This is a genomic window from Salirhabdus salicampi (assembly GCF_024259515.1).
GTDB classification, from domain to species: Bacteria; Bacillota; Bacilli; order Bacillales; family Alkalibacillaceae; genus Salirhabdus_A; species Salirhabdus_A salicampi.
In genome coordinates, this window is record NZ_JANBWE010000002.1 from 508,808 (window position 1) to 527,113 (window position 18,306).

The 18,306-nt window shown below is 37.9% G+C and carries 19 protein-coding genes; 3 read left to right on the top strand and 16 right to left on the bottom strand.

The features are described from left to right. Positions 1-17: 17 nt before the first annotated feature. The 8 genes from dnaK to gpr form a co-directional block, all read right to left on the bottom strand. Positions 18-1,850: a molecular chaperone DnaK gene (gene dnaK, locus NLW78_RS08710; RefSeq protein ID WP_254496658.1), complete on the bottom strand. Its 1,833-nt coding sequence runs from the start codon at positions 1,848-1,850 to the stop codon at positions 18-20. A 34-nt stretch (positions 1,851-1,884) separates the two neighbouring features. Continuing rightward, a complete protein-coding gene (gene grpE, locus NLW78_RS08715; RefSeq protein WP_254496659.1) occupies positions 1,885-2,442 on the bottom strand; it encodes a nucleotide exchange factor GrpE in 558 nt (185 codons plus the stop codon). A 139-nt stretch (positions 2,443-2,581) separates the two neighbouring features. Next, positions 2,582-3,613 (bottom strand): heat-inducible transcriptional repressor HrcA, encoded by a 1,032-nt coding sequence (hrcA, locus tag NLW78_RS08720; protein ID WP_254496660.1) that lies wholly within the window; start codon positions 3,611-3,613, stop codon positions 2,582-2,584. A gap of 89 nt (positions 3,614-3,702) precedes the next feature. Beyond that, positions 3,703-4,860: a radical SAM family heme chaperone HemW gene (gene hemW, locus NLW78_RS08725; protein ID WP_254496661.1), complete on the bottom strand. Its 1,158-nt coding sequence runs from the start codon at positions 4,858-4,860 to the stop codon at positions 3,703-3,705. 60 nt (positions 4,861-4,920) lie between these two features. Continuing rightward, entirely contained in the window at positions 4,921-6,738 is a 1,818-nt protein-coding gene (gene lepA, locus NLW78_RS08730; protein WP_254496662.1) for a translation elongation factor 4, read from the bottom strand. A gap of 123 nt (positions 6,739-6,861) precedes the next feature. Continuing rightward, positions 6,862-7,212: a DUF3679 domain-containing protein gene (locus NLW78_RS08735; protein ID WP_254496663.1), complete on the bottom strand. Its 351-nt coding sequence runs from the start codon at positions 7,210-7,212 to the stop codon at positions 6,862-6,864. A gap of 14 nt (positions 7,213-7,226) precedes the next feature. After that, complete coding sequence (spoIIP, locus tag NLW78_RS08740; RefSeq protein WP_254496664.1) at positions 7,227-8,399, bottom strand: stage II sporulation protein P; 1,173 nt, start codon at positions 8,397-8,399, stop codon at positions 7,227-7,229. Between the two features lie 76 nt (positions 8,400-8,475). After that, positions 8,476-9,582, bottom strand: a complete 1,107-nt coding sequence (gpr, locus tag NLW78_RS08745; RefSeq protein ID WP_254496665.1) for a GPR endopeptidase — start codon at positions 9,580-9,582, stop codon at positions 8,476-8,478. Positions 9,583-9,743: 161 nt separating this feature from the next. Between gpr and rpsT the strand changes: the two genes are divergently transcribed. After that, a complete protein-coding gene (rpsT, locus tag NLW78_RS08750) occupies positions 9,744-10,010 on the top strand; it encodes a 30S ribosomal protein S20 (protein ID WP_254496666.1) in 267 nt (88 codons plus the stop codon). Positions 10,011-10,052: 42 nt separating this feature from the next. On the opposite strand, the gene holA is transcribed toward rpsT, so the two are convergent. Next, the gene (holA, locus tag NLW78_RS08755) at positions 10,053-11,087 is read right to left on the bottom strand and encodes a DNA polymerase III subunit delta (RefSeq protein ID WP_254496667.1); all 1,035 of its coding nucleotides are present in this window, start codon (positions 11,085-11,087) and stop codon (positions 10,053-10,055) included. Between the two features lie 313 nt (positions 11,088-11,400). Here holA and NLW78_RS08760 point away from each other — a divergent pair, with 313 nt between their 5' ends. Further along, entirely contained in the window at positions 11,401-11,535 is a 135-nt protein-coding gene (locus NLW78_RS08760; protein WP_254496668.1) for a YqzM family protein, read from the top strand. A gap of 60 nt (positions 11,536-11,595) precedes the next feature. Here NLW78_RS08760 and NLW78_RS08765 read toward each other — a convergent pair whose 3' ends face one another. The 3 genes from NLW78_RS08765 to NLW78_RS08775 all read right to left on the bottom strand — a co-directional run bounded on the left by NLW78_RS08765 (position 11,596) and on the right by NLW78_RS08775 (position 15,076). Beyond that, positions 11,596-13,827, bottom strand: a complete 2,232-nt coding sequence (locus NLW78_RS08765) for a DNA internalization-related competence protein ComEC/Rec2 (RefSeq protein WP_254496669.1) — start codon at positions 13,825-13,827, stop codon at positions 11,596-11,598. 14 nt (positions 13,828-13,841) lie between these two features. Beyond that, complete coding sequence (locus tag NLW78_RS08770; RefSeq protein ID WP_254496670.1) at positions 13,842-14,414, bottom strand: ComE operon protein 2; 573 nt, start codon at positions 14,412-14,414, stop codon at positions 13,842-13,844. A gap of 65 nt (positions 14,415-14,479) precedes the next feature. Continuing rightward, entirely contained in the window at positions 14,480-15,076 is a 597-nt protein-coding gene (locus NLW78_RS08775; RefSeq protein WP_254496671.1) for a helix-hairpin-helix domain-containing protein, read from the bottom strand. Between the two features lie 79 nt (positions 15,077-15,155). Between NLW78_RS08775 and comER the strand changes: the two genes are divergently transcribed. After that, entirely contained in the window at positions 15,156-15,971 is an 816-nt protein-coding gene (comER, locus tag NLW78_RS08780; protein ID WP_254496672.1) for a late competence protein ComER, read from the top strand. A gap of 51 nt (positions 15,972-16,022) precedes the next feature. Here comER and NLW78_RS08785 read toward each other — a convergent pair whose 3' ends face one another. From NLW78_RS08785 to NLW78_RS08800, 4 genes are read right to left on the bottom strand one after another with little or no spacing between them, the layout of a single operon-like run. After that, positions 16,023-16,778: a class I SAM-dependent DNA methyltransferase gene (locus NLW78_RS08785; protein WP_254496673.1), complete on the bottom strand. Its 756-nt coding sequence runs from the start codon at positions 16,776-16,778 to the stop codon at positions 16,023-16,025. 3 nt (positions 16,779-16,781) lie between these two features. Further along, positions 16,782-17,150 carry a ribosome silencing factor gene (rsfS, locus tag NLW78_RS08790; protein WP_254496674.1) on the bottom strand — a complete coding sequence of 123 codons (369 nt, stop codon included), beginning with the start codon at positions 17,148-17,150 and terminating at the stop codon, positions 16,782-16,784. A 16-nt stretch (positions 17,151-17,166) separates the two neighbouring features. Beyond that, complete coding sequence (gene yqeK / locus NLW78_RS08795) at positions 17,167-17,736, bottom strand: bis(5'-nucleosyl)-tetraphosphatase (symmetrical) YqeK (protein WP_254496675.1); 570 nt, start codon at positions 17,734-17,736, stop codon at positions 17,167-17,169. Then, positions 17,723-18,292: a nicotinate-nucleotide adenylyltransferase gene (locus NLW78_RS08800; protein ID WP_254496676.1), complete on the bottom strand. Its 570-nt coding sequence runs from the start codon at positions 18,290-18,292 to the stop codon at positions 17,723-17,725. The genes yqeK and NLW78_RS08800 overlap by 14 nt, the downstream gene beginning before the upstream one ends. Positions 18,293-18,306: the final 14 nt, after the last annotated feature.

Genomic DNA, 18,306 nt, shown 5'->3' on the forward strand with positions numbered 1-18,306 from the left:
TATCTTACCGTTATTACTTATTTTTTGTCGTTCTCGTTTACTTCTTCATAATCTGCATCTACTACGTTGTCTTCTGTTTGTCCTTCTCCTCCAGCATCACCTTGCTGAGCTTCGGCTTGCTGTTGAGCTTGTTCATAAAGCTTTACAGAAAGTTGTTGTACTTGTTCTTGTAGAGCTTCTTTCTTCGCTTTAATATCTTCCAGGTCTTCGCCTTCTAACGCTTTTTTCAATGCTTCTTTTGCTTCTTCAGCCTTTGCTTTCTCGTCTTCAGAAACATTATCGCCTAAATCTTTTATTGTTTTATCTGTAGTAAATACTAGCTGATCTGCTTCGTTACGCAGTTCAACTTCTTCTCTACGTTTTTTATCTGCTTCTGCGTTTTCTTCAGCTTCTTTTACCATTTGTTCAACTTCTTCCTCGGATAGACCAGAAGAAGATTTAATTGTAATAGACTGTTCTTTGTTTGTTCCTAAGTCTTTAGCACGAACATTCACAATACCATTTGCATCAATATCGAAGGAAACTTCGATTTGTGGAACACCACGTGGTGCTGGTGGAATATCCGTTAACTGGAAACGGCCTAATGTTTTGTTATCTGCAGCCATTTCTCTTTCCCCTTGTAGTACGTGAATGTCTACAGCTGTTTGATTATCTGCAGCTGTTGAGAACACTTGGGAATGACTTGTTGGGATTGTTGTATTACGTTCGATTAACTTCGTAAATACGCCTCCCATTGTTTCAATACCTAATGAAAGTGGTGTAACGTCTAATAGTACTACATCTTTAACGTCACCTTGAAGTACGCCACCTTGAATAGCTGCACCTAGTGCTACTACTTCATCAGGGTTAACGCCTTTAGATGGGTCTTTTCCTACCTCTTTCTTAATCGCATCTTGTACTGCTGGAATGCGGGTAGAACCACCTACAAGAATTACTTTATCAATGTCACTTGCTGATAAGTCAGCGTCACGCAATGCTTGACGTGTAGGTGCCATTGTACGCTCTACTAAATCAGCAGAAAGCTCCTCGAACTTCGCTCTCGTCAAGTTCATTTCAAGGTGAAGCGGACCTGCTTCCCCAGCTGTAATGAATGGGAGAGAAATTTGTGTTTGTGCAACACCAGACAAGTCTTTTTTCGCTTTTTCTGCAGCGTCTTTTAAGCGCTGTAACGCCATTTTATCTTTAGAAAGGTCAATGCCGTTTTCTTTTTTAAATTCTGCTACCATATGGTCGATGATCACTTGGTCAAAGTCATCTCCACCTAAACGGTTGTCCCCGGCTGTAGATACAACTTCAAATGTACCGTCTCCAATATCAAGAATGGATACGTCGAATGTACCTCCACCTAGGTCATAAACTAATACCGTTTGATCTTCATCTTTATCAATACCATATGCCAATGCTGCAGCAGTAGGCTCGTTAATAATTCTTTCTACTTCAAGTCCAGCAATTTTACCAGCATCTTTCGTCGCTTGACGTTCAGCATCGTTGAAGTAGGCAGGTACTGTAATTACTGCTTTTTCTACTGTTTCACCAAGATAATCTTCCGCATATGATTTTATATGTTGCAAAATAATAGCTGAAATTTCTTGTGGTGTATAATCTTTACCTTCAACGTCTACTTTATAGTCTGTACCCATATGACGTTTAATCGAAATAATCGTGTTAGGGTTCGTGATAGCCTGTCTTTTGGCTACTTCACCTACTTGACGCTCCCCATTCTTAAATGCAACGACAGATGGAGTTGTACGGTTACCCTCCGGGTTCGGAATTACCTTGGCTTCGCCACCTTCCATTACTGCCACACATGAGTTTGTTGTTCCTAAATCAATACCAATAATTTTACTCATTTTAGAAGTTCCTCCTTACACAATTTATGTAATATCAAGATTGATTAACTTTTACCATGGCTGGTCGTATTACTCGGTCTTTTAATTTGTAGCCCTTTTGCAACTCTTCCACAACTTCATTGTCATCCTTATCAGCTTCTGATGCTTGCATCACTGCTTGATGTAAATGCGGATCGAATTGTTCTCCAACAGTTGCAATTTCTTCTAACCCTTCTTTTTCCAGAGCCTGCTTCAGCTGGCGGTACACCATCTCTACTCCTTCAACAAAGCCTTGTGAATTGTCGCTTTGTTCTGTTTGAAGAGCACGCTCAAAATTATCTAAAACAGGAAGCAACTCTGTCATAACAGATTGTGATTTATATTTTAAATCCTGTTCTTTTTCCTTTTTCATTCTTTTACGGAAATTATCAAAATCCGCCTGTGTTCGAACGAGTTTATCTTGTAAAGTCGCATTGTCTTCCTGAAGTTGTTCCATTTCTTGTTTTAGAGCATCTAGTTCAGTAGTTTCAGCGTCAGCGGCAGATTCACTAGCTTCTACCTCTTCTGGCACTGTTTCTTCTACTACATTTTCTTGTACGTCTTTTTCCTCCATAGTAGGTCACCTCCTCTATTTCTTTCCTGTGGAAACATACCGTAAAAAAATATATCATGCATTGATTGAAAACAAAAACAATACACAAAGAAAGGGATGGGGAATTGTTACTCCCCATCTGTAACAACTATTTCCTTGATTATTTGTTTTGATACCATGCTTTAAATGATTTTGACATTTGGTCTGATAATACATTGAGTAATGAAATGACTTTTGAATATTCCATTCTCGTCGGTCCTAACAGGGCGATAGTACCCATTTGTTTTTCACCAATGGAATATGTAGCTGTAATTAAACTACATTCCTGCATCGCCTCATGCTCATTCTCAGTTCCAATTGTCACATTGATTCCGTCATTTTGTGCCCTTAATAACGGGGCAATTAAATTTTCTTCTTCAATGATGGAATATAATGTACGCACCTTTTCAAAATCTTTAAACTCCGGCTGCATCATAATGTTCGTTTTCCCACCTACATATAACATGGTAGGCTGCTCATCAAATAACGCTGCCTGGATAGCATGATAGTTATGTTTAAAGTTGTTCGAATGTTTTCGAACGATCTTTAACACTTCGTTTTCAATTTTTTCTTGTAGTTGAACAATCGGTACGCCACGTAACTTTTCATTTAAAATGTTAACAGTCTTTTCCAACTCCGCAGAATCTAAGTCTACAGGTACAGAAAAGGATCGATGTTCAACGTGCCCTGTATCTGTCACAAGGATAGCTACTGCTGAATTAGCGTTTAACGGCAAAATTTGCAGTTGCTTTAATCTAGTCTCAAACACTTCAGGCCCCAGTATAATCGACGTATAATTTGTCAAGTCGGATAATACTTGTGCTGACTTTTTGACAATTCGCTCAAGTTCCAACATCCGTTCGCCAAAGGCTTTTTGAATAAGGTGAGCCTCTTGCTTCGATATGTTAAAGGGTGACATTAAATGATCGACATAAAAACGATAACCTTTTTCAGATGGCACACGCCCGGAAGAGGAATGGGTCTTTTCTAAGAAGCCCATATCTTCTAAGTCAGCCATTTCATTTCGTATCGTAGCAGAACTATACGATACATCATCTTTTTTTGAAATGGCTCTCGAACCAATTGGTTGTGCAGTATGAATAAAGTCATTAACGATGACTTGTAAAATTTGCAACTGTCTATCTGTCAACAACATAATCACCTCTGTTAGCACTCTGTATTATTGAGTGCTAAATCTAATAATAAATTATCAAAAGCCATTCTACATGTCAACGTATGTGATTATTGAAAAGAGATATTTTCATCTAAAAGGAAGTGACTAAATGCTTCATTTCCAAATAACCTGCCATCATTGGTTAAACGAATCCAATCTCCCTCCTCTTCAATCCAACCTTTTTCCTTTAGTACTTGAATGTCTTCTCCAAACACATCATGAATAGACATTTTATATTTTTTGTGAAATCGTACTTTTGATACACCTTGTGCTTTACGTAATCCGAGGAACATTTCTTCTTCTATTTTTTCCTTCTTTGTTACAATTTCTTCATGTAAAGCCGGCTTTTTTCCTTGTTTCACTTCTTGAATGTAATGTTTTACCGGGCGAACATTCACAATTCGTCTTCCTGGCAGGTATCCATGTGCCCCTGCTCCAAATCCATAATAGTATGCATTATCCCAATATGTTAAATTATGCTTGCTTTCGTACCCTTGTTTTGCAAAATTACTAATTTCATATTGGTATAAGCCGTTGTTTTCCATTTTCCTTTTTAGCGTATGATACATTTGCGCTTCTTCTTCCTCTGGGGGCTTTTGTAGTTTACCTTTTTGGTAACGCAAATAAAAAACGGTTTTCGGTTCAATTTGTAGAGAATAAGCTGAATAATGTGGTAAATGAAAAGCGATTGCATCATCCAACGTTTTTTCAAATTGCGCCATCGTTTGGTCTGGTAATCCATAAATAAAATCCATACTAATGTTCGTCAAGTTAGCACGTTGCAGTTGCTCTACAGTATGGTGAACGTCTTTTACTCGATGGTTGCGGTTAAGCATTTGCAAGAATTGGTCATCCAACACTTGGACTCCTAGTGAAATACGATCAACTCCATATTCGTTCAACATTCCCATTTTTTCAACGGAAAACTCACCTGGATTTGCTTCTACCGTATATTCCTCACATTGCTCTACGTTAAAGTATGTTTGAACTGTCTTCAACAACTTACGAAATTGCTCGTCATTTAGGCTTGTAGGAGTACCTCCACCAATGTAAATAGTTCGCACTGTTTGCTTCGTGTCCCCAACATATAACCGTATCTCTTGCTCTAATGCTTCTAAATATTGTTCCGCCAAGGCTGAATTGTAATAGATTTTTGTAAAATCACAGTAGTAACATATTTCGTGACAGAACGGAATATGAATATATACGGATTCTACTTGTTTCATGAAATCCACTCACTTTCGAACGTGGAAAACCGCAAGAGATTCTCTCGCGGTTTTCTTTATTTAATCATCATCCATTTGTAGTACTGACATGAACGCTTCTTGAGGTACTTCAACTTTTCCAACCATCTTCATTCGTTTTTTACCTTCTTTTTGTTTCTCCAGCAACTTACGCTTACGGGAAATATCCCCACCATAGCATTTAGAGAGTACGTTTTTCCGCATCGCTTTAATATTTGAGCGGGCTACGATTTTATTCCCAACCGCTGCTTGTACGGGTACTTCAAAGTGTTGTCTCGGAATAAGCTCCTTTAACTTTTCTACAATTGCCTTACCACGTTCGAAAGCAAATTCTCTGTGGACAATGAAGGATAGGGCATCAATTTGCTCACCATTTAATAAAATATCCATTTTAACAAGATTAGATGGTAAGTAGCCTTTTAATTCATAATCAAATGAAGCATAACCTTTCGTTTGGGACTTTAATTGATCAAAGAAATTATAAACAATCTCAGCTAACGGGATGTTATATATAATATTCACTCGATTTTCATCCATATATTGCATATCTACATATTCGCCACGTTTTTTCTGACAAATTTCCATTACCGCGCCTACATAATCATTGGGCACCATAATCGTTGCTTGAACATATGGTTCACGAATTTCCTTAATTTCTTGTGGATCCGGTAGCAATGAAGGGTTTTCAACATTAATTTCTTTATCATCAGTTAATTGCACTTCATAAATTACACTTGGTGCTGTTGTAATGAGTTCAATGTTAAATTCCCGTTCAATCCGCTCCTGAATAATTTCCATATGGAGTAAACCTAAAAATCCACAACGGAACCCAAATCCAAGCGCTTGCGAAGTTTCTGCCTCATACTGTAATGACGAATCGTTAAGTTCTAACCGTTCCAGCGCCTCTCGAAGATCGTTATATTTATTGGCGTCTACAGGAAACATCCCACAATAAACCATAGGGTTTAATCGCTTATATCCAGGCAACGGTTTGCTAGCTGGATTGGATGCTTTTGTAATTGTATCACCAACTCGAGAATCGCCGACATTTTTAATGGAGGCCGTTAAATAGCCAACATCACCTACAGACAGTTCTTTTTTCGGTATCGGCTTCGGAGTAAATACACCAACTTCGTTCACTTCAAATTCCTTCCCTGTAGCCATCATCTTAATACGGTCGCCAACTTTTACCGATCCTTCTTTGACACATGTATAAGCAACAACACCGCGATATGGATCATATAGAGAATCAAAAATAAGCGCTTTTAATGGCTCTTCTTGCTTACCTGCAGGTGGTGGAATATCTTCTACGATACGCTCTAAAATTTCATCAATACCAATTCCTGATTTTGCCGAAGCCAGGATGGCATCATCTGCATCAATCCCGATCACATCTTCAATTTCTTGTTTCACTCGATCAGGATCAGCACTCGGTAAATCGATTTTATTGATTACAGGTATAATCTCAAGGTCATTATCAAGAGCCAAATATACGTTAGCTAACGTTTGGGCTTCAATCCCTTGGGCTGCATCTACGACTAAAATTGCTCCTTCACATGCGGCTAAACTTCTAGATACTTCATATGTGAAATCCACATGTCCAGGAGTATCAATTAAATGAAACGTATAATCTTCACCGTTTTTTGCACTATATTCAAGTTGTACCGCATTAAGTTTAATAGTGATTCCACGTTCCCGTTCCAAGTCCATTGCATCTAAAAACTGCTCTTTCATTTCTCTTTGGGATAACGCATTTGTCCGTTCTAATATTCGATCCGCAAGTGTTGATTTCCCATGATCAATGTGTGCAATGATCGAAAAGTTGCGGATATTTTTCTGTTTTTTATTCGACAAGTCCATCACTCCTGTTTTTTCACCAACAATTAGCTAGCATTGATTATAGCAATAGGGGTAGGATTATTCAATGGAAATCAATTAGAGTGTTTGTTGAAACAGAAAAACGGCAATCCCCATTGCCGCTTTCTACATCCTATATATCTTTTCTGTCAGTTGATAAACGCTTTCAATCATTTTATTGTAAACCCATTTGACACCCTTCTCCACAGTGGTTGCTACTTTTTCAGTAAAATGGCTCTCCTTCACTTTTTGGTAGTCCAGTCGTTTCTCACCTAAAGAAAGTTGTTCGATTGACTGTCCCAAAACTTCCACTTCTATATTATCATTGTCACTCTCAATCGTTTTCACCGCATCATAGGAGTCTACATTGTCACCGCGAATTTTGTTCATCCCTTTACCCGCCTGGTCAAATCCAACAATAACGCCACCTAAAAATAAGATTAACATAAGAAAGAATAAGATTGTGAATCTTACCATATTATACCCCCCATTTATCCGTCGACTCGTTCAGCTTGCCAATAATATTCACTAAACACTTCTGCAAATACGTCTGCTGTACGATAAACCTCACTCAAATGATTTTCAACTCCACCCATCTCAACTAAAATAGCGCGAGTTGATAAATCTTGATTATATTTACCGTCAACCCCAACACCTTTTTTCGTAATTACCCCTCTACTAATTCCGGGATATTTTTCATCTAATCTCTCATGGAGTTCAGTAGCCAGTTTTAAGTTCTCTTCATATTGCTCATGCTCCGCACCAATCACGAAAAAGATCCGTCCATAATTTTCACCGTTAATTTCCTTTGTTGTTTTGGCTCTCGGTTGTGCATCACGGTGGAAGTCAAAAATAAATTGTAGATGCTCATTCGACTTTAATGCGTTTTGAACAACTGGTCTTGAGGCACGATACGAGTCCCCGTACGTCCAACTGTTTTCTAACAAAATATCATAGATATCCGTATCGTCATGAATAGCTCCAATCCCGTAATTTTTTAGACTAGAAGCAAACCGCTCGTTCACTAGGGTAATATTAACTTCAGAGTGCATCGCAGCATTAGCTGCTGTTCCTTCTGGTAAATGTGGCAGGAATGATTCCCGGTTATGAGTTGAATAAACTAGGACTACGTTTCTCCCCTCAGTCGTTAAATCAGGTTGTTCATCATTGTTCGGTGCACTCGGTGGTGCTGGTTCTTCTTCCATTCCTACGTTAGCCTCCGGTTCTTCCTGTAATGCTTCTGGAGGTGGTGCTGATTCAATAGGTAAGTTTGTATAGTCTGTCCCTTCACCTGCTACAATAATTTCACTATCAAAAAATTCGAACCCTGGCAATTCCCTACCGAGCAATGATCTTGAATCATCGGGTTTCACGTTAATTGCAGTCTGGAATAGTATAGGAGACAATTTGATCTCTTCCACATCGTCTGGAAGCGCGTGCTCATATAAACGATTTTCAAAATGAAAGAAATATAAAAACGAAGAGCCGTTTACATCATTTGTCCAATTCGACACTTCCGCTGAAGATAGCCGGTATGAAGGATTCATAGAAGTTAACAGTCCTATGAACAGAAATAATATTGCTATACTTACAATGAGAAAGAGTAGACCTTGATAGATTTGTTTGACGCACTTAAATACTTCGTCCCGTTTACGTTTTGGCATGGTTCTATCCTCCGAATCATTTCTAGTATCTCTACTAAACGTTATGGTAGTGATTCGAAAAATAGAACCTTCTTTTTTATTTCGTATAGTCTTCCATATTTTCTTCCGTTACTGCAGTGTGAAGCGCACCATTAATTCCTGAAGCAATGAGCTCTGCCATATCCTCTATAAAACCATCTACTTCTTTTGGTGTAACCATCAAATTATGACCTAACGGTGTTAACACTTCTTGAATTAATCTTCGTTTCTCTTGATCAGATAATTGGCCTACAATCCCTAAAAATTGTTTCCGTTGATCATCTTCAGGTAAGTCTTCCTCGGTAAGCACTCGACGTTCACCAAATGTCATTCCTGCCGGGACTAATGATCTTGAAGGCTTTCCTTCATCTTTAATTTCTCTACCAAAATGTTTCAAAATAAAGTCAATCGTGTCACTTGTAATCGTCACAGCATCAACAACTGTTGGGACACCGATTGAGATTACCGGAATACCTAACGTTTCTTTGCTTAACTCCTTACGTTTGTTGCCTACACCTGAACCGGGATGTATACCTGTATCTGATACTTGAATCGTCGCATTGACTCGCTCGATTGAACGGGAAGCAAGTGCATCGATAGCTATAACAAAATCAGGCTTTACCTTTTTTACGATTCCCAATATAATATCACTCGTTTCAATACCTGTTAGCCCCATGACGCCAGGAGATATAGCCGAAACTGGACGATATCCTTCTGACACTTGCTCTGGCTGAAGAGCAAATAAATGGCTTGTCACAAGCATCCGTTCTACCGACATCGGTCCTAATGCATCAGGAGTGACTTGCCAGTTTCCTAATCCGACAATTAAGCAGGTCGCATCCTTTTTAATATTACTTTTATCCAAAAAGCGTTCAAGTTCTTTTGCCAGACGGCTGGCCGTCTCTTTTCTCATTTTTGTATCTTGTCTCCGAATACTTTGTGTTTCCAATGTTAAATAAGAACCTGCTTTCTTGCCTATCGCTTCCGACCCTTCTTCATCTATCTCAACATATGTAATTTTTAAATCTCCATCTTTTCTTTCGTCAATTTTGACACCTTTAATATCGGTTTCCTTTTGTTGGTCTCGCTCTTGTTGTTCAACAAACATTTCCCTTGCCTCAACTGCTAAGTCCGTACGTACTTGATATTTTTCTTCATTATTCATCCATTACCCCTCCATTCTTTCTTAAAGGTTTTCCATTCATAGGTTGTTTTATACGACAAGAAAACTTTCTTTACACTTTCTATTGAAAACTTATTTTTGCTTTGGTAAAATGTCTTTTGTTAAACGCTAGGAAAGTGCACTGCTTTCAGGAGGTGAAAAACATGCCAAACATTAAATCTGCAATTAAACGTGTGAAAAAGAATGACGACAATCGCGGACGTAACCAGTCTGTTAAAGCTGAAATGCGTTCAGCCGTTAAGCGCGTAGAAAGCCTTGTAGCTCAAAACAATGCTGAAACAGCAAAGTCTGAATTACAAGTAGCTGTAAAAAAGATTGATAAAGCTGTACAAAAAGGGCTTCTTCATAAAAATAACGGAGATCGTAAGAAATCCAACCTTTCAAAAAAAGTAAACAAACTTAACGCGTAATGAGAAAAAACGATCCTAAATGGATCGTTTTTTGTTTATTTATCATTTCCTTTTTCGCAATTCCGTAATACGGTATAAGAGAATTTCAAAGGCTAGTTGTTTCTCCATTTGCCCTTTTTTCATTTGTTCATCCGCTTCCGTTAACAGCTGCATAATTTCATATAATTGTTGTTGAGTAAAATATGACTCCCGTTGCATCGCCATTTTTACAGCAAACGGATGTACCTTCACTTGACTAGCAATTTGTTGACGGGTATAACCTTGTCTTTTAAGCAGTTTACATTGCAATATTAAACGAAGCTGTGAGGCAAAAAGAGCTAACAAGGCAATTGGTTCCTCATTTTGTTTCATCAAGTCTTTAAACAAGGTAATGGCCTTTTCTAACTTTTGGTTCAAAACAGCATCAACCATTTTAAAGGCTGACGTTTCCCCGTGTTGTGATACGATACTTTCGACCATATCTTTTGTAATCTGTTTCTCATCGCCTGCATACAAAGAAACCTTTTCTAACTCCTGTTTTATGGCAAATAAGTTGGTTCCTACTTCTTCCATTAAAACATTCATCGCATCATGATCCATATGTATATCCAGATTGTTACAAATCATGTTTACCCATTGGCTTAAATCCTTTTCTTTTGGTTGTTCACAGTGAACAACCTTGCCACTATTTTTTAATAATTTCACGATTTTTTTCCGTTCATCAATTTTTTCATACGGTGCAACAAATATAATAACCGTATGATCTACTGGGTTTTGCAAGTAGGCTTCCAAATGCTTTGTATCATGCTCTACCTTCGTTTTATCAGGTTTCGCTTTAAAGATTGCAGCATTTTTTATGACCAGTACCTTTCGTTCACTTATAAAAGGAATGGTTTCCGCATCAAGTAATGCCTCTTGAATCGGAGTATCATCTAAATCTTCTATTGATAAGTTCATATCATCTATTTCTTCTCCTAATGTATAGCGGATTACCCTTTTTTGAAAATCTTGTATTAAAAATGAATCATTACCAAATAATAAATATACGGGTGCAATTGAACTTTTTTTCAGTTCTTTAACTGCACTTACATATGACATATGTTCACCCCATTTCTTGATACCTTTATCGTAAATCGGATGAGAAAAAAGGACAAGTTTTTTTCTTATGTAAATCAAGAGGGGAATGGAAAACCATCCCCCCCAAATCTATATGAACGTTGGAAATGCAGCCCCGGGAATCTGTATTTCCAACGATGTTCGTTTCATTTTTATGGTGTCTAGAAATGGGGGATATTATATGTGTTAAGTCTTGACAAAGAAGGATATGGTAAGGATTTATGAAAAATTGGCAAACATATAGATTTTTTTTTCGGAATCACGTATACTAATGAAAGATATAGGAGGGGTAGTCGTGAACGAATTTGAAAAAGAAGTTCAATCAGAAAACCACGATGTAGTTGATTCCGTTAAAGGATTTTTCTCAGCGTTTATTTTCTTTATGCTTATCTTCTTTATTGGAACAATTTTTGAAATGTTCACCCTATAATAAGTACGTTACATAAAGAGAGACTGTATCTACAGTCTCTCTTTTTTCATCTAACGTATCTTATGGGTAAAAAGGATAAAATGTTCCTTCCTTCTCAGTAAATTTATACATAATTGCACCATTTTCATCCGTTCGAAACACTTCCACACCTGCATTCTTTAAACGGGCAAGCACCTCCTCTGAAGGGTGACCATACCGATTCCCCCTCCCTACAGAGATTAAGGCAACTTTTGGATTGACTTGTTTTATCCACTTTTCCGAGGTGGAATATTTACTCCCATGATGTGCAACCTTTAATACATCAACTGTTAGACTTGGATACCGTTCCATCAACTCTTCTTCCACAGTAAAGCCAATATCTCCAGTCAAAAGAAATGTTTGGCCGCCTAACAAAGCGCTAATGACAACGGAACGGTCATTTTCCTCATATGACTCGTCATCATTAGGATGTAGAATTTCAAATCGAATATCTTCAACAACTAAGTCCATATTCGCTTTCACTTTTTCATGATTCACATTCATTAGTACCTTTTCCCACTGTTCAGGGACAGTCGGGTGTGTGTACACATTTTCCACCTTAAATTGACGTAAAATAAATGGTAAACTCCCGACGTGATCTTCATCAAAATGTGTGATGATAACATGATCGACCTTTTGAATTCCCCGTGACCATAGGAACGGTTGAATGACTTGTTCACCTGTCCCATAGGGCTGTTCACTCGGAGTGGTATTGGCAGTATCTATAAGCATGACACTTTTTCGATAAGGAAGTTCAATGACGATCGTGTCCCCTTGACCGACATCAAGCATCGTTACATACCCGTGGCGGTCAAAATATGGTTGTAGTGCTTCAATAATTAGGATGAGTACAATCACGACACCGAAAAGAAACGTGCTTCTTCGTTTTTCACGTTCCCAATTCCGCATAAAAGTAACAAAGGTACAATAGTAAAAAATCATACTCACGGGGGAGATTTGCCCGATCACCCAAGTAAAATCAACCTGTTGTAAAACTGGAAGTGCAACTTCTGTGATCATGAAATGATGAATAGACAATAGCGCTTCTGATATGGGGTGAAGTGGAAAAAGGGCAAGAAGAACACTTAGTAAAGTTGCAGGAATAACAAAAAAAGAAAAATAAGGAACGATAAGCAAGTTGGCAAACAATGATAACGGTTGAAGAAAATAAAACACGTTAAGTTGGAGAGGGATAACCGCAAAATAGCATATAAAGCTAATGTTTAATACATTCCAAAACGGTGATTTAAGAAACAGGGTCTTTGATAGTAGTAAAGTAAACGTAACGAGGAAGGAAAATTGAAAGCTTAGGCTATAAGGAGCATATTTATCACTTAATATCATAACAATTGCAGCAAAGCTTACAATGTCTGAGGTCAGCCACTTTTTATTCATAAGATTTCCAAACAGAAACGTAACCGTCATAATCGTTGCACGTAATACAGGCGGGTCTGCTCCTGCTAGTATTGCATAGAAAGGCAAGAAAATGATGAGGATGATTGAGGTCGATTCTTTACTTACTAGACAAAAGCGCGTAAAGAACAAATAGGTCGTATATGTTATGAGACCAACATGAAGGCCGGAAATAGCTAACAGATGGGAAAGTCCCCATTGTCGGAAGGTGAGTATGATGTCATCACTTACATTTTCATCTTCACCGAATATTAACGCATTTACCCAAGCAAACGAATCAACGGTAAGTTTGGCCTCAAGTGATGCCATTATCCACTCCCGAACAGTAAGAATGGAAGCGACCCGAGATTGGCCCGTACAAACGATATCGTCATCGTTTTGCACCCGCATCACGTAAGAGATACCTTCTTTCTTTAAATATTGACGATAATCAAAGTTTCCTGGGTTTCTCGCTCTAGTTGGTTTTTCATATGTACCCTTTACGGTACATTGAGCACCATGTTGAAACATCCCTCTTCGCTGAGTTGGTTTTGGTACGTAAACGATGACATGTTCGTTACTTACCTTCTCTTTTATCGTAAAAAGGAAAGAATGATGAGACTCTTTTACCGTTGACACAACAATGCCTTTTATTACGTCCCCAGCTATAACAGGTTTATTTGTGGCTATAGCTGGAGCGTAATAACTAAAAAAAACAAAAGAAAGTGTACAAACGAATAAAAACAGGGAAGAGACCCGATTCGAATACAGGCCCGTTAAAAGAACAATTCCAAAAATACTAGTTCCTAGCCAAAATAGGGAGTTCACATTCCAGTAAGCAAAAAAGGCAACGATTACAATATAATGCCATTTTCCCTTCACATGAAACACCTAAACTAATCTAATGTCGTAAAAAGTGCATTCGCTTTCTCATGAAGTTGTTTTAATTCAATATCTTCTACATTCGCTTCTTCCAGCTTATGAAACAATTCCGAAATAAACTTCATTTTCTCCAGTGGGTTCGTATCAACAGTTAAATATGACAGCTCCACCTTTTCGACATGAACTCCCGCATCTTTAAATAATTCTAAAGCGTATGGATGGTTTCGATAATCGGTTGCATAATATACAGTTGTAATACCACTTTGAATGATGGATTTACAACACTGTAAACAAGGGAAATGTGTTACATATATTTCAGCACCTTCAGTTGCAACCCCAAATTTAGCACATTGGAGTAATGCATTCATTTCCGCATGTACAGTGCGAACGCAATGCCCGTCAATCACATAACAGCCTTCTTCAATACAGTGAACTCCTCCTGAAACACTACCATTGTAACCACCCGCAATTATACGCTTGTCCCGCACGATTGTAGCGCCTACTTTTAATCTTTCGCACGTACTACGCAATGCTAATAAATGACTTTGCGCCATAAAATATTGATCCCAAGAAATCCGTTCACCCATCTTATCACCTTCTTTTCTGTTGTATGAAAAGTTTACCGAAACAAGACAAATTTCGTCAATATCGATTACGGAATAATAACGAAGTCCCGTAAGCGTTCAACTGTTTTCTTACCTATTCCAGATACGTTTACGAGATCTTGTTCACTATGAAATGGCCCATGTTCCTCACGATATCGAAAAATGGCTTCAGCCTTAGCTGGGCCGATTCCAGGCAATGTTTCAATTTCTGAAATAGAAGCTCGATTTAGTCGTACTTTATCCTGTTCATTAGAGTGTATATGAATACGTCCTTCCAGTTCTAGTTCTTCTTTGCTCCTAACAATTATGACCATTTCATCATACACTTTTTCGGCTAAATTAACCGAAAGGGGTTCAGCCTCACTTGTAAATCCTCCTGCTTTTTCGATGGCATCTACCACTCTTGCTCCCGACTTTAATTTGTAAACCCCTGGTTTTTTAACAGCCCCTTTTATATCAATAACATGATGAACATCAGGGCTCTTATCATTAACGTCTTGTTTGTCGCTAATTTCTTCGGCGTTACTACGATCATTCGTTTCTTCCAATGAATACGATCTCCCTTGATTTTCGATAAGGGAAGAAATGATAAACAATGCCAACACAAAGAGAGCGGCCAATTTCAATACAATATCTTTCTTCATCATCACTTCCATCCTTTCATATTCATAAAAAATGCTACATACATATTAAGAAGAGCTAGGTGCAAAGGAGGGGAAAGAGATGCAGTGGGGTGTTATTGGAACAGGAAATATGGGAAGAGTTTTAATTGATGCTTGGCTTAACAGTAATGCGATATTTGCTTCTGATCTTTGGATCCATAACCGAACATTATCCAAAGCTTATAACATAAAAGAGGATTATCATGATATAAATGTTTGTTCCACAGCTGAAAAGGTTGTGCAAAAAAGCGATGTTATTTATATTTGTGTAAAACCGCTAGAAATCGTCCCTTTATTAAATCGGTTATCACCACATATGAGCGAAAAGCAATGTGTAGTATCCATTACAAGTCCGATCTCTGTTGAACAACTAGATCAGCTAGTTCCATGTCAAACAGCCAGAATCATTCCTAGTATCATTAATCGAAGTTTACATGGTGTATCGTTACTTACCTTTGGAAAAAAAATAGAGGAACCGATGAAGGGTTACTTAATACAGAGTTGTAAATTATTTTCTGTACCAGTGGAAATTGAAGAAGCTACTACACGTGTAACGTCAGATATTGTTTCTTGTGGACCGGCTTTTTTTAGTTATTTATTACAAGCATTTGTAAATGCTGCCTCAGATGTTACACAATTAAATAAAGAAGACGGGATTCTTTTAGCGGAAAAGATGATTGTTGGGTTCGGAAAATTAATAGAAAACGGTCACTATTCGTTGGAAAGTCTGCAACAAAAAGTTACAGTTAAAGGTGGAGTCACTGGGGAAGGTTTAAAAGTCTTAGAGGAAGAATTAGGTGAGATATTTCACCATTTGTTCGAAGCAACACATCGTAAGTTTGATGAAGATAAAGAAAAAATTGCTGATCAATTATAATATTATTACGATATATCGTTCGAAAATCCTGCTAAAAAGGAGGGAGCAATTTTATGCTTCCTCCTTTTTTGTACATACAAAGAAAAGTCGATCGGCTTCATCGTGGATTGGTTTAGACAATGAAAAATCAGCGTAAATCCTTTCAACTTGGAATCCACATTGTAATAGCCAATTTCGATATGTGTTTATCTCAAATGTTTTTTGTTCATGAAACTCGTCAAACCGTTTGTAATCCTCACCATCCGACTGAACAAAAAAGGTTAAGTCGTGTGTTACGTGATTTTTTTCAACTTGATCACAAAACCATATATAAGATACATGATTGCGCACTTCTGCAAACGTTTGGTTTGCTAAGATTTCATTAACATATTGTGGCGAGTGTACATCAAAGATAAAAACGCCTCTGTTATTTAAACTTTTATAAACATTGCGGAATGTGTCCTTAATGTCATTTTCATCAGTTATATAATTTAAAACATCACAATAACTAACTGCGAGATCATACTGTATAGGGGAAGAGAAAGAACGTAGATCCTGCTGAAACCATGTGATATTTGTCTTATGGTCACGTGCTTTCTGTTCTGCGATTGCTAACATTTCATCAGATAGGTCAACACCTGTTACTGCTTCGAACTGATTTGCTAGACGTATCGTTATTTCCCCTGTACCACAGCCTAGATCAATAACATGGTTTGGTTTTACTCCCAATTGGTCTATGACTTCACTGGTGAATCTAACCCACTCTTCATATGGTGCATGTTCCATCAGTATATCGTATACATTCGCGAAATCTTCGTAACTGGCCATGTTTTACCCTTCTTTACTGAAAGTTAACACTTGATCTAATGGAAGTACTGGAGCATCGCCCCATAATCTTTCCAGGTTGTAATATGAACGTTCCTCTTTGTGGAAAATATGACAAATTACGTCATCTAAGTCAATAAGAATCCAGCGGGATTGATCCAATCCTTCCATCCGTTTTACTTCAATTTCATTCTCTTCTGCCTTTTCCTTCACTTCTCTCGCAATGGCTTCAACTTGTCTCTCTGTATTTCCGTGACAAATAAGAAAATAATCGGCAATTAATGATACATTTTCCATATCCATTACAACGATATTGTCTGCTTTTTTGTTGTCACAAGCTTCAGCTGCTATTTTAATAAGTTCTTTACTATTCATTCGCAGCATACCTCCATTATTTGTTCGTAGTTTTTAATAAGTCATTATAAGCATGAAACGTATCTGGGTAAATCGGCTGTCCTTTACTGATTAAAAAAGTAATGGTGTTTTTCAGTGCATATAAGCACCCTCTATTTAAGTCCCGATCCGCTGTTTCTCTTGCTTCATCAATACCTGGAAATTTTCGTCCCGGCTCGATATAGTCGGCTAGAAACACTACCTTCTCTACATCGTTCATCTGTGCTCTGCCCGTCGTATGAAACCGTATAGCTGTGAGTACTTCTTCATCAGTAATTCCGATATCCCGTTTTACAAGTTGCGCTCCTACAGGACCATGCCAAAGTTCATGATGAAATGATAGTAAACGTTGGGGTAGGCATTCATCTAATTCAATGTACGATCGCAATTCTTCCTTCGGCATATTTTTCGCATAATCATGAAAGGCTGCAGCTAACATCACCTTGTGTTCATCAACCTTGTACTTGCCCGCCAATGAAAGGGCAGTCGTTACCACTCTCTTAGTATGTTCATATCTTTCTTCTTTCAATTTTGGTTTTACTAGCGATAATGCTTTATTTAAATCCATATAACCCGTTCTCCCTTATATACTGCTTCACTTCAAATGGAACGAAATAGGATATGGTTCGCCCTTCTTTTAAACGTTTTTTCACTTCCGTAGAAGAGATTTCGATTGTTGGCATTGTAACTTCAAGGACGGGATATTCACTTTTTAAACGGTGACCCTTACGGTTTACACCAACAAATCGAACCATTACCAAAAGGTCATCAATTTTATACCATTTTGATAAATATTCCACCATGTCAGCACCGATAATAAAATAAAATTCGACTTCTGGGTGTTTTTGTTTTAAAGTTTTTACCGTATCAACAGTATAAGAAACACCTTCACGGTTCACTTCAATCGGTTCCATCCGAAACTGTCGATTTCCTTTTATGGATAACTCTACCATTTTCAACCGATGTTTAGCCGGCGTATCTACGCCTCCCTTATGTGGTGGAACACCGGTAGGAATAAACCATATCTCATCTAACTGCAATTGTTCCCGTACTTCTTCCGCCATAATTAGGTGACCTAAATGTGGCGGGTCAAACGTTCCCCCATATAAGCCAACTTTTTTCATATTTATGATCGACT

Coding starts and splice junctions, on each gene's coding strand:
- dnaK (WP_254496658.1), bottom strand. CDS start 1,850: ATGAGTAAAATTATTGGTATTGATTTAGGAACAACAAACTCATGTGTG.
- grpE (WP_254496659.1), bottom strand. CDS start 2,442: ATGGAGGAAAAAGACGTACAAGAAAATGTAGTAGAAGAAACAGTGCCA.
- hemW (WP_254496661.1), bottom strand. CDS start 4,860: ATGAAACAAGTAGAATCCGTATATATTCATATTCCGTTCTGTCACGAA.
- lepA (WP_254496662.1), bottom strand. CDS start 6,738: ATGGACTTGTCGAATAAAAAACAGAAAAATATCCGCAACTTTTCGATC.
- NLW78_RS08735 (WP_254496663.1), bottom strand. CDS start 7,212: ATGGTAAGATTCACAATCTTATTCTTTCTTATGTTAATCTTATTTTTA.
- spoIIP (WP_254496664.1), bottom strand. CDS start 8,399: ATGCCAAAACGTAAACGGGACGAAGTATTTAAGTGCGTCAAACAAATC.
- gpr (WP_254496665.1), bottom strand. CDS start 9,582: ATGAATAATGAAGAAAAATATCAAGTACGTACGGACTTAGCAGTTGAG.
- rpsT (WP_254496666.1), top strand. CDS start 9,744: ATGCCAAACATTAAATCTGCAATTAAACGTGTGAAAAAGAATGACGAC.
- holA (WP_254496667.1), bottom strand. CDS start 11,087: ATGTCATATGTAAGTGCAGTTAAAGAACTGAAAAAAAGTTCAATTGCA.
- NLW78_RS08770 (WP_254496670.1), bottom strand. CDS start 14,414: ATGGGTGAACGGATTTCTTGGGATCAATATTTTATGGCGCAAAGTCAT.
- NLW78_RS08775 (WP_254496671.1), bottom strand. CDS start 15,076: ATGAAGAAAGATATTGTATTGAAATTGGCCGCTCTCTTTGTGTTGGCA.
- comER (WP_254496672.1), top strand. CDS start 15,156: ATGCAGTGGGGTGTTATTGGAACAGGAAATATGGGAAGAGTTTTAATT.
- NLW78_RS08785 (WP_254496673.1), bottom strand. CDS start 16,778: ATGGCCAGTTACGAAGATTTCGCGAATGTATACGATATACTGATGGAA.
- rsfS (WP_254496674.1), bottom strand. CDS start 17,150: ATGAATAGTAAAGAACTTATTAAAATAGCAGCTGAAGCTTGTGACAAC.
- yqeK (WP_254496675.1), bottom strand. CDS start 17,736: ATGGATTTAAATAAAGCATTATCGCTAGTAAAACCAAAATTGAAAGAA.
- NLW78_RS08800 (WP_254496676.1), bottom strand. CDS start 18,292: ATGAAAAAAGTTGGCTTATATGGGGGAACGTTTGACCCGCCACATTTA.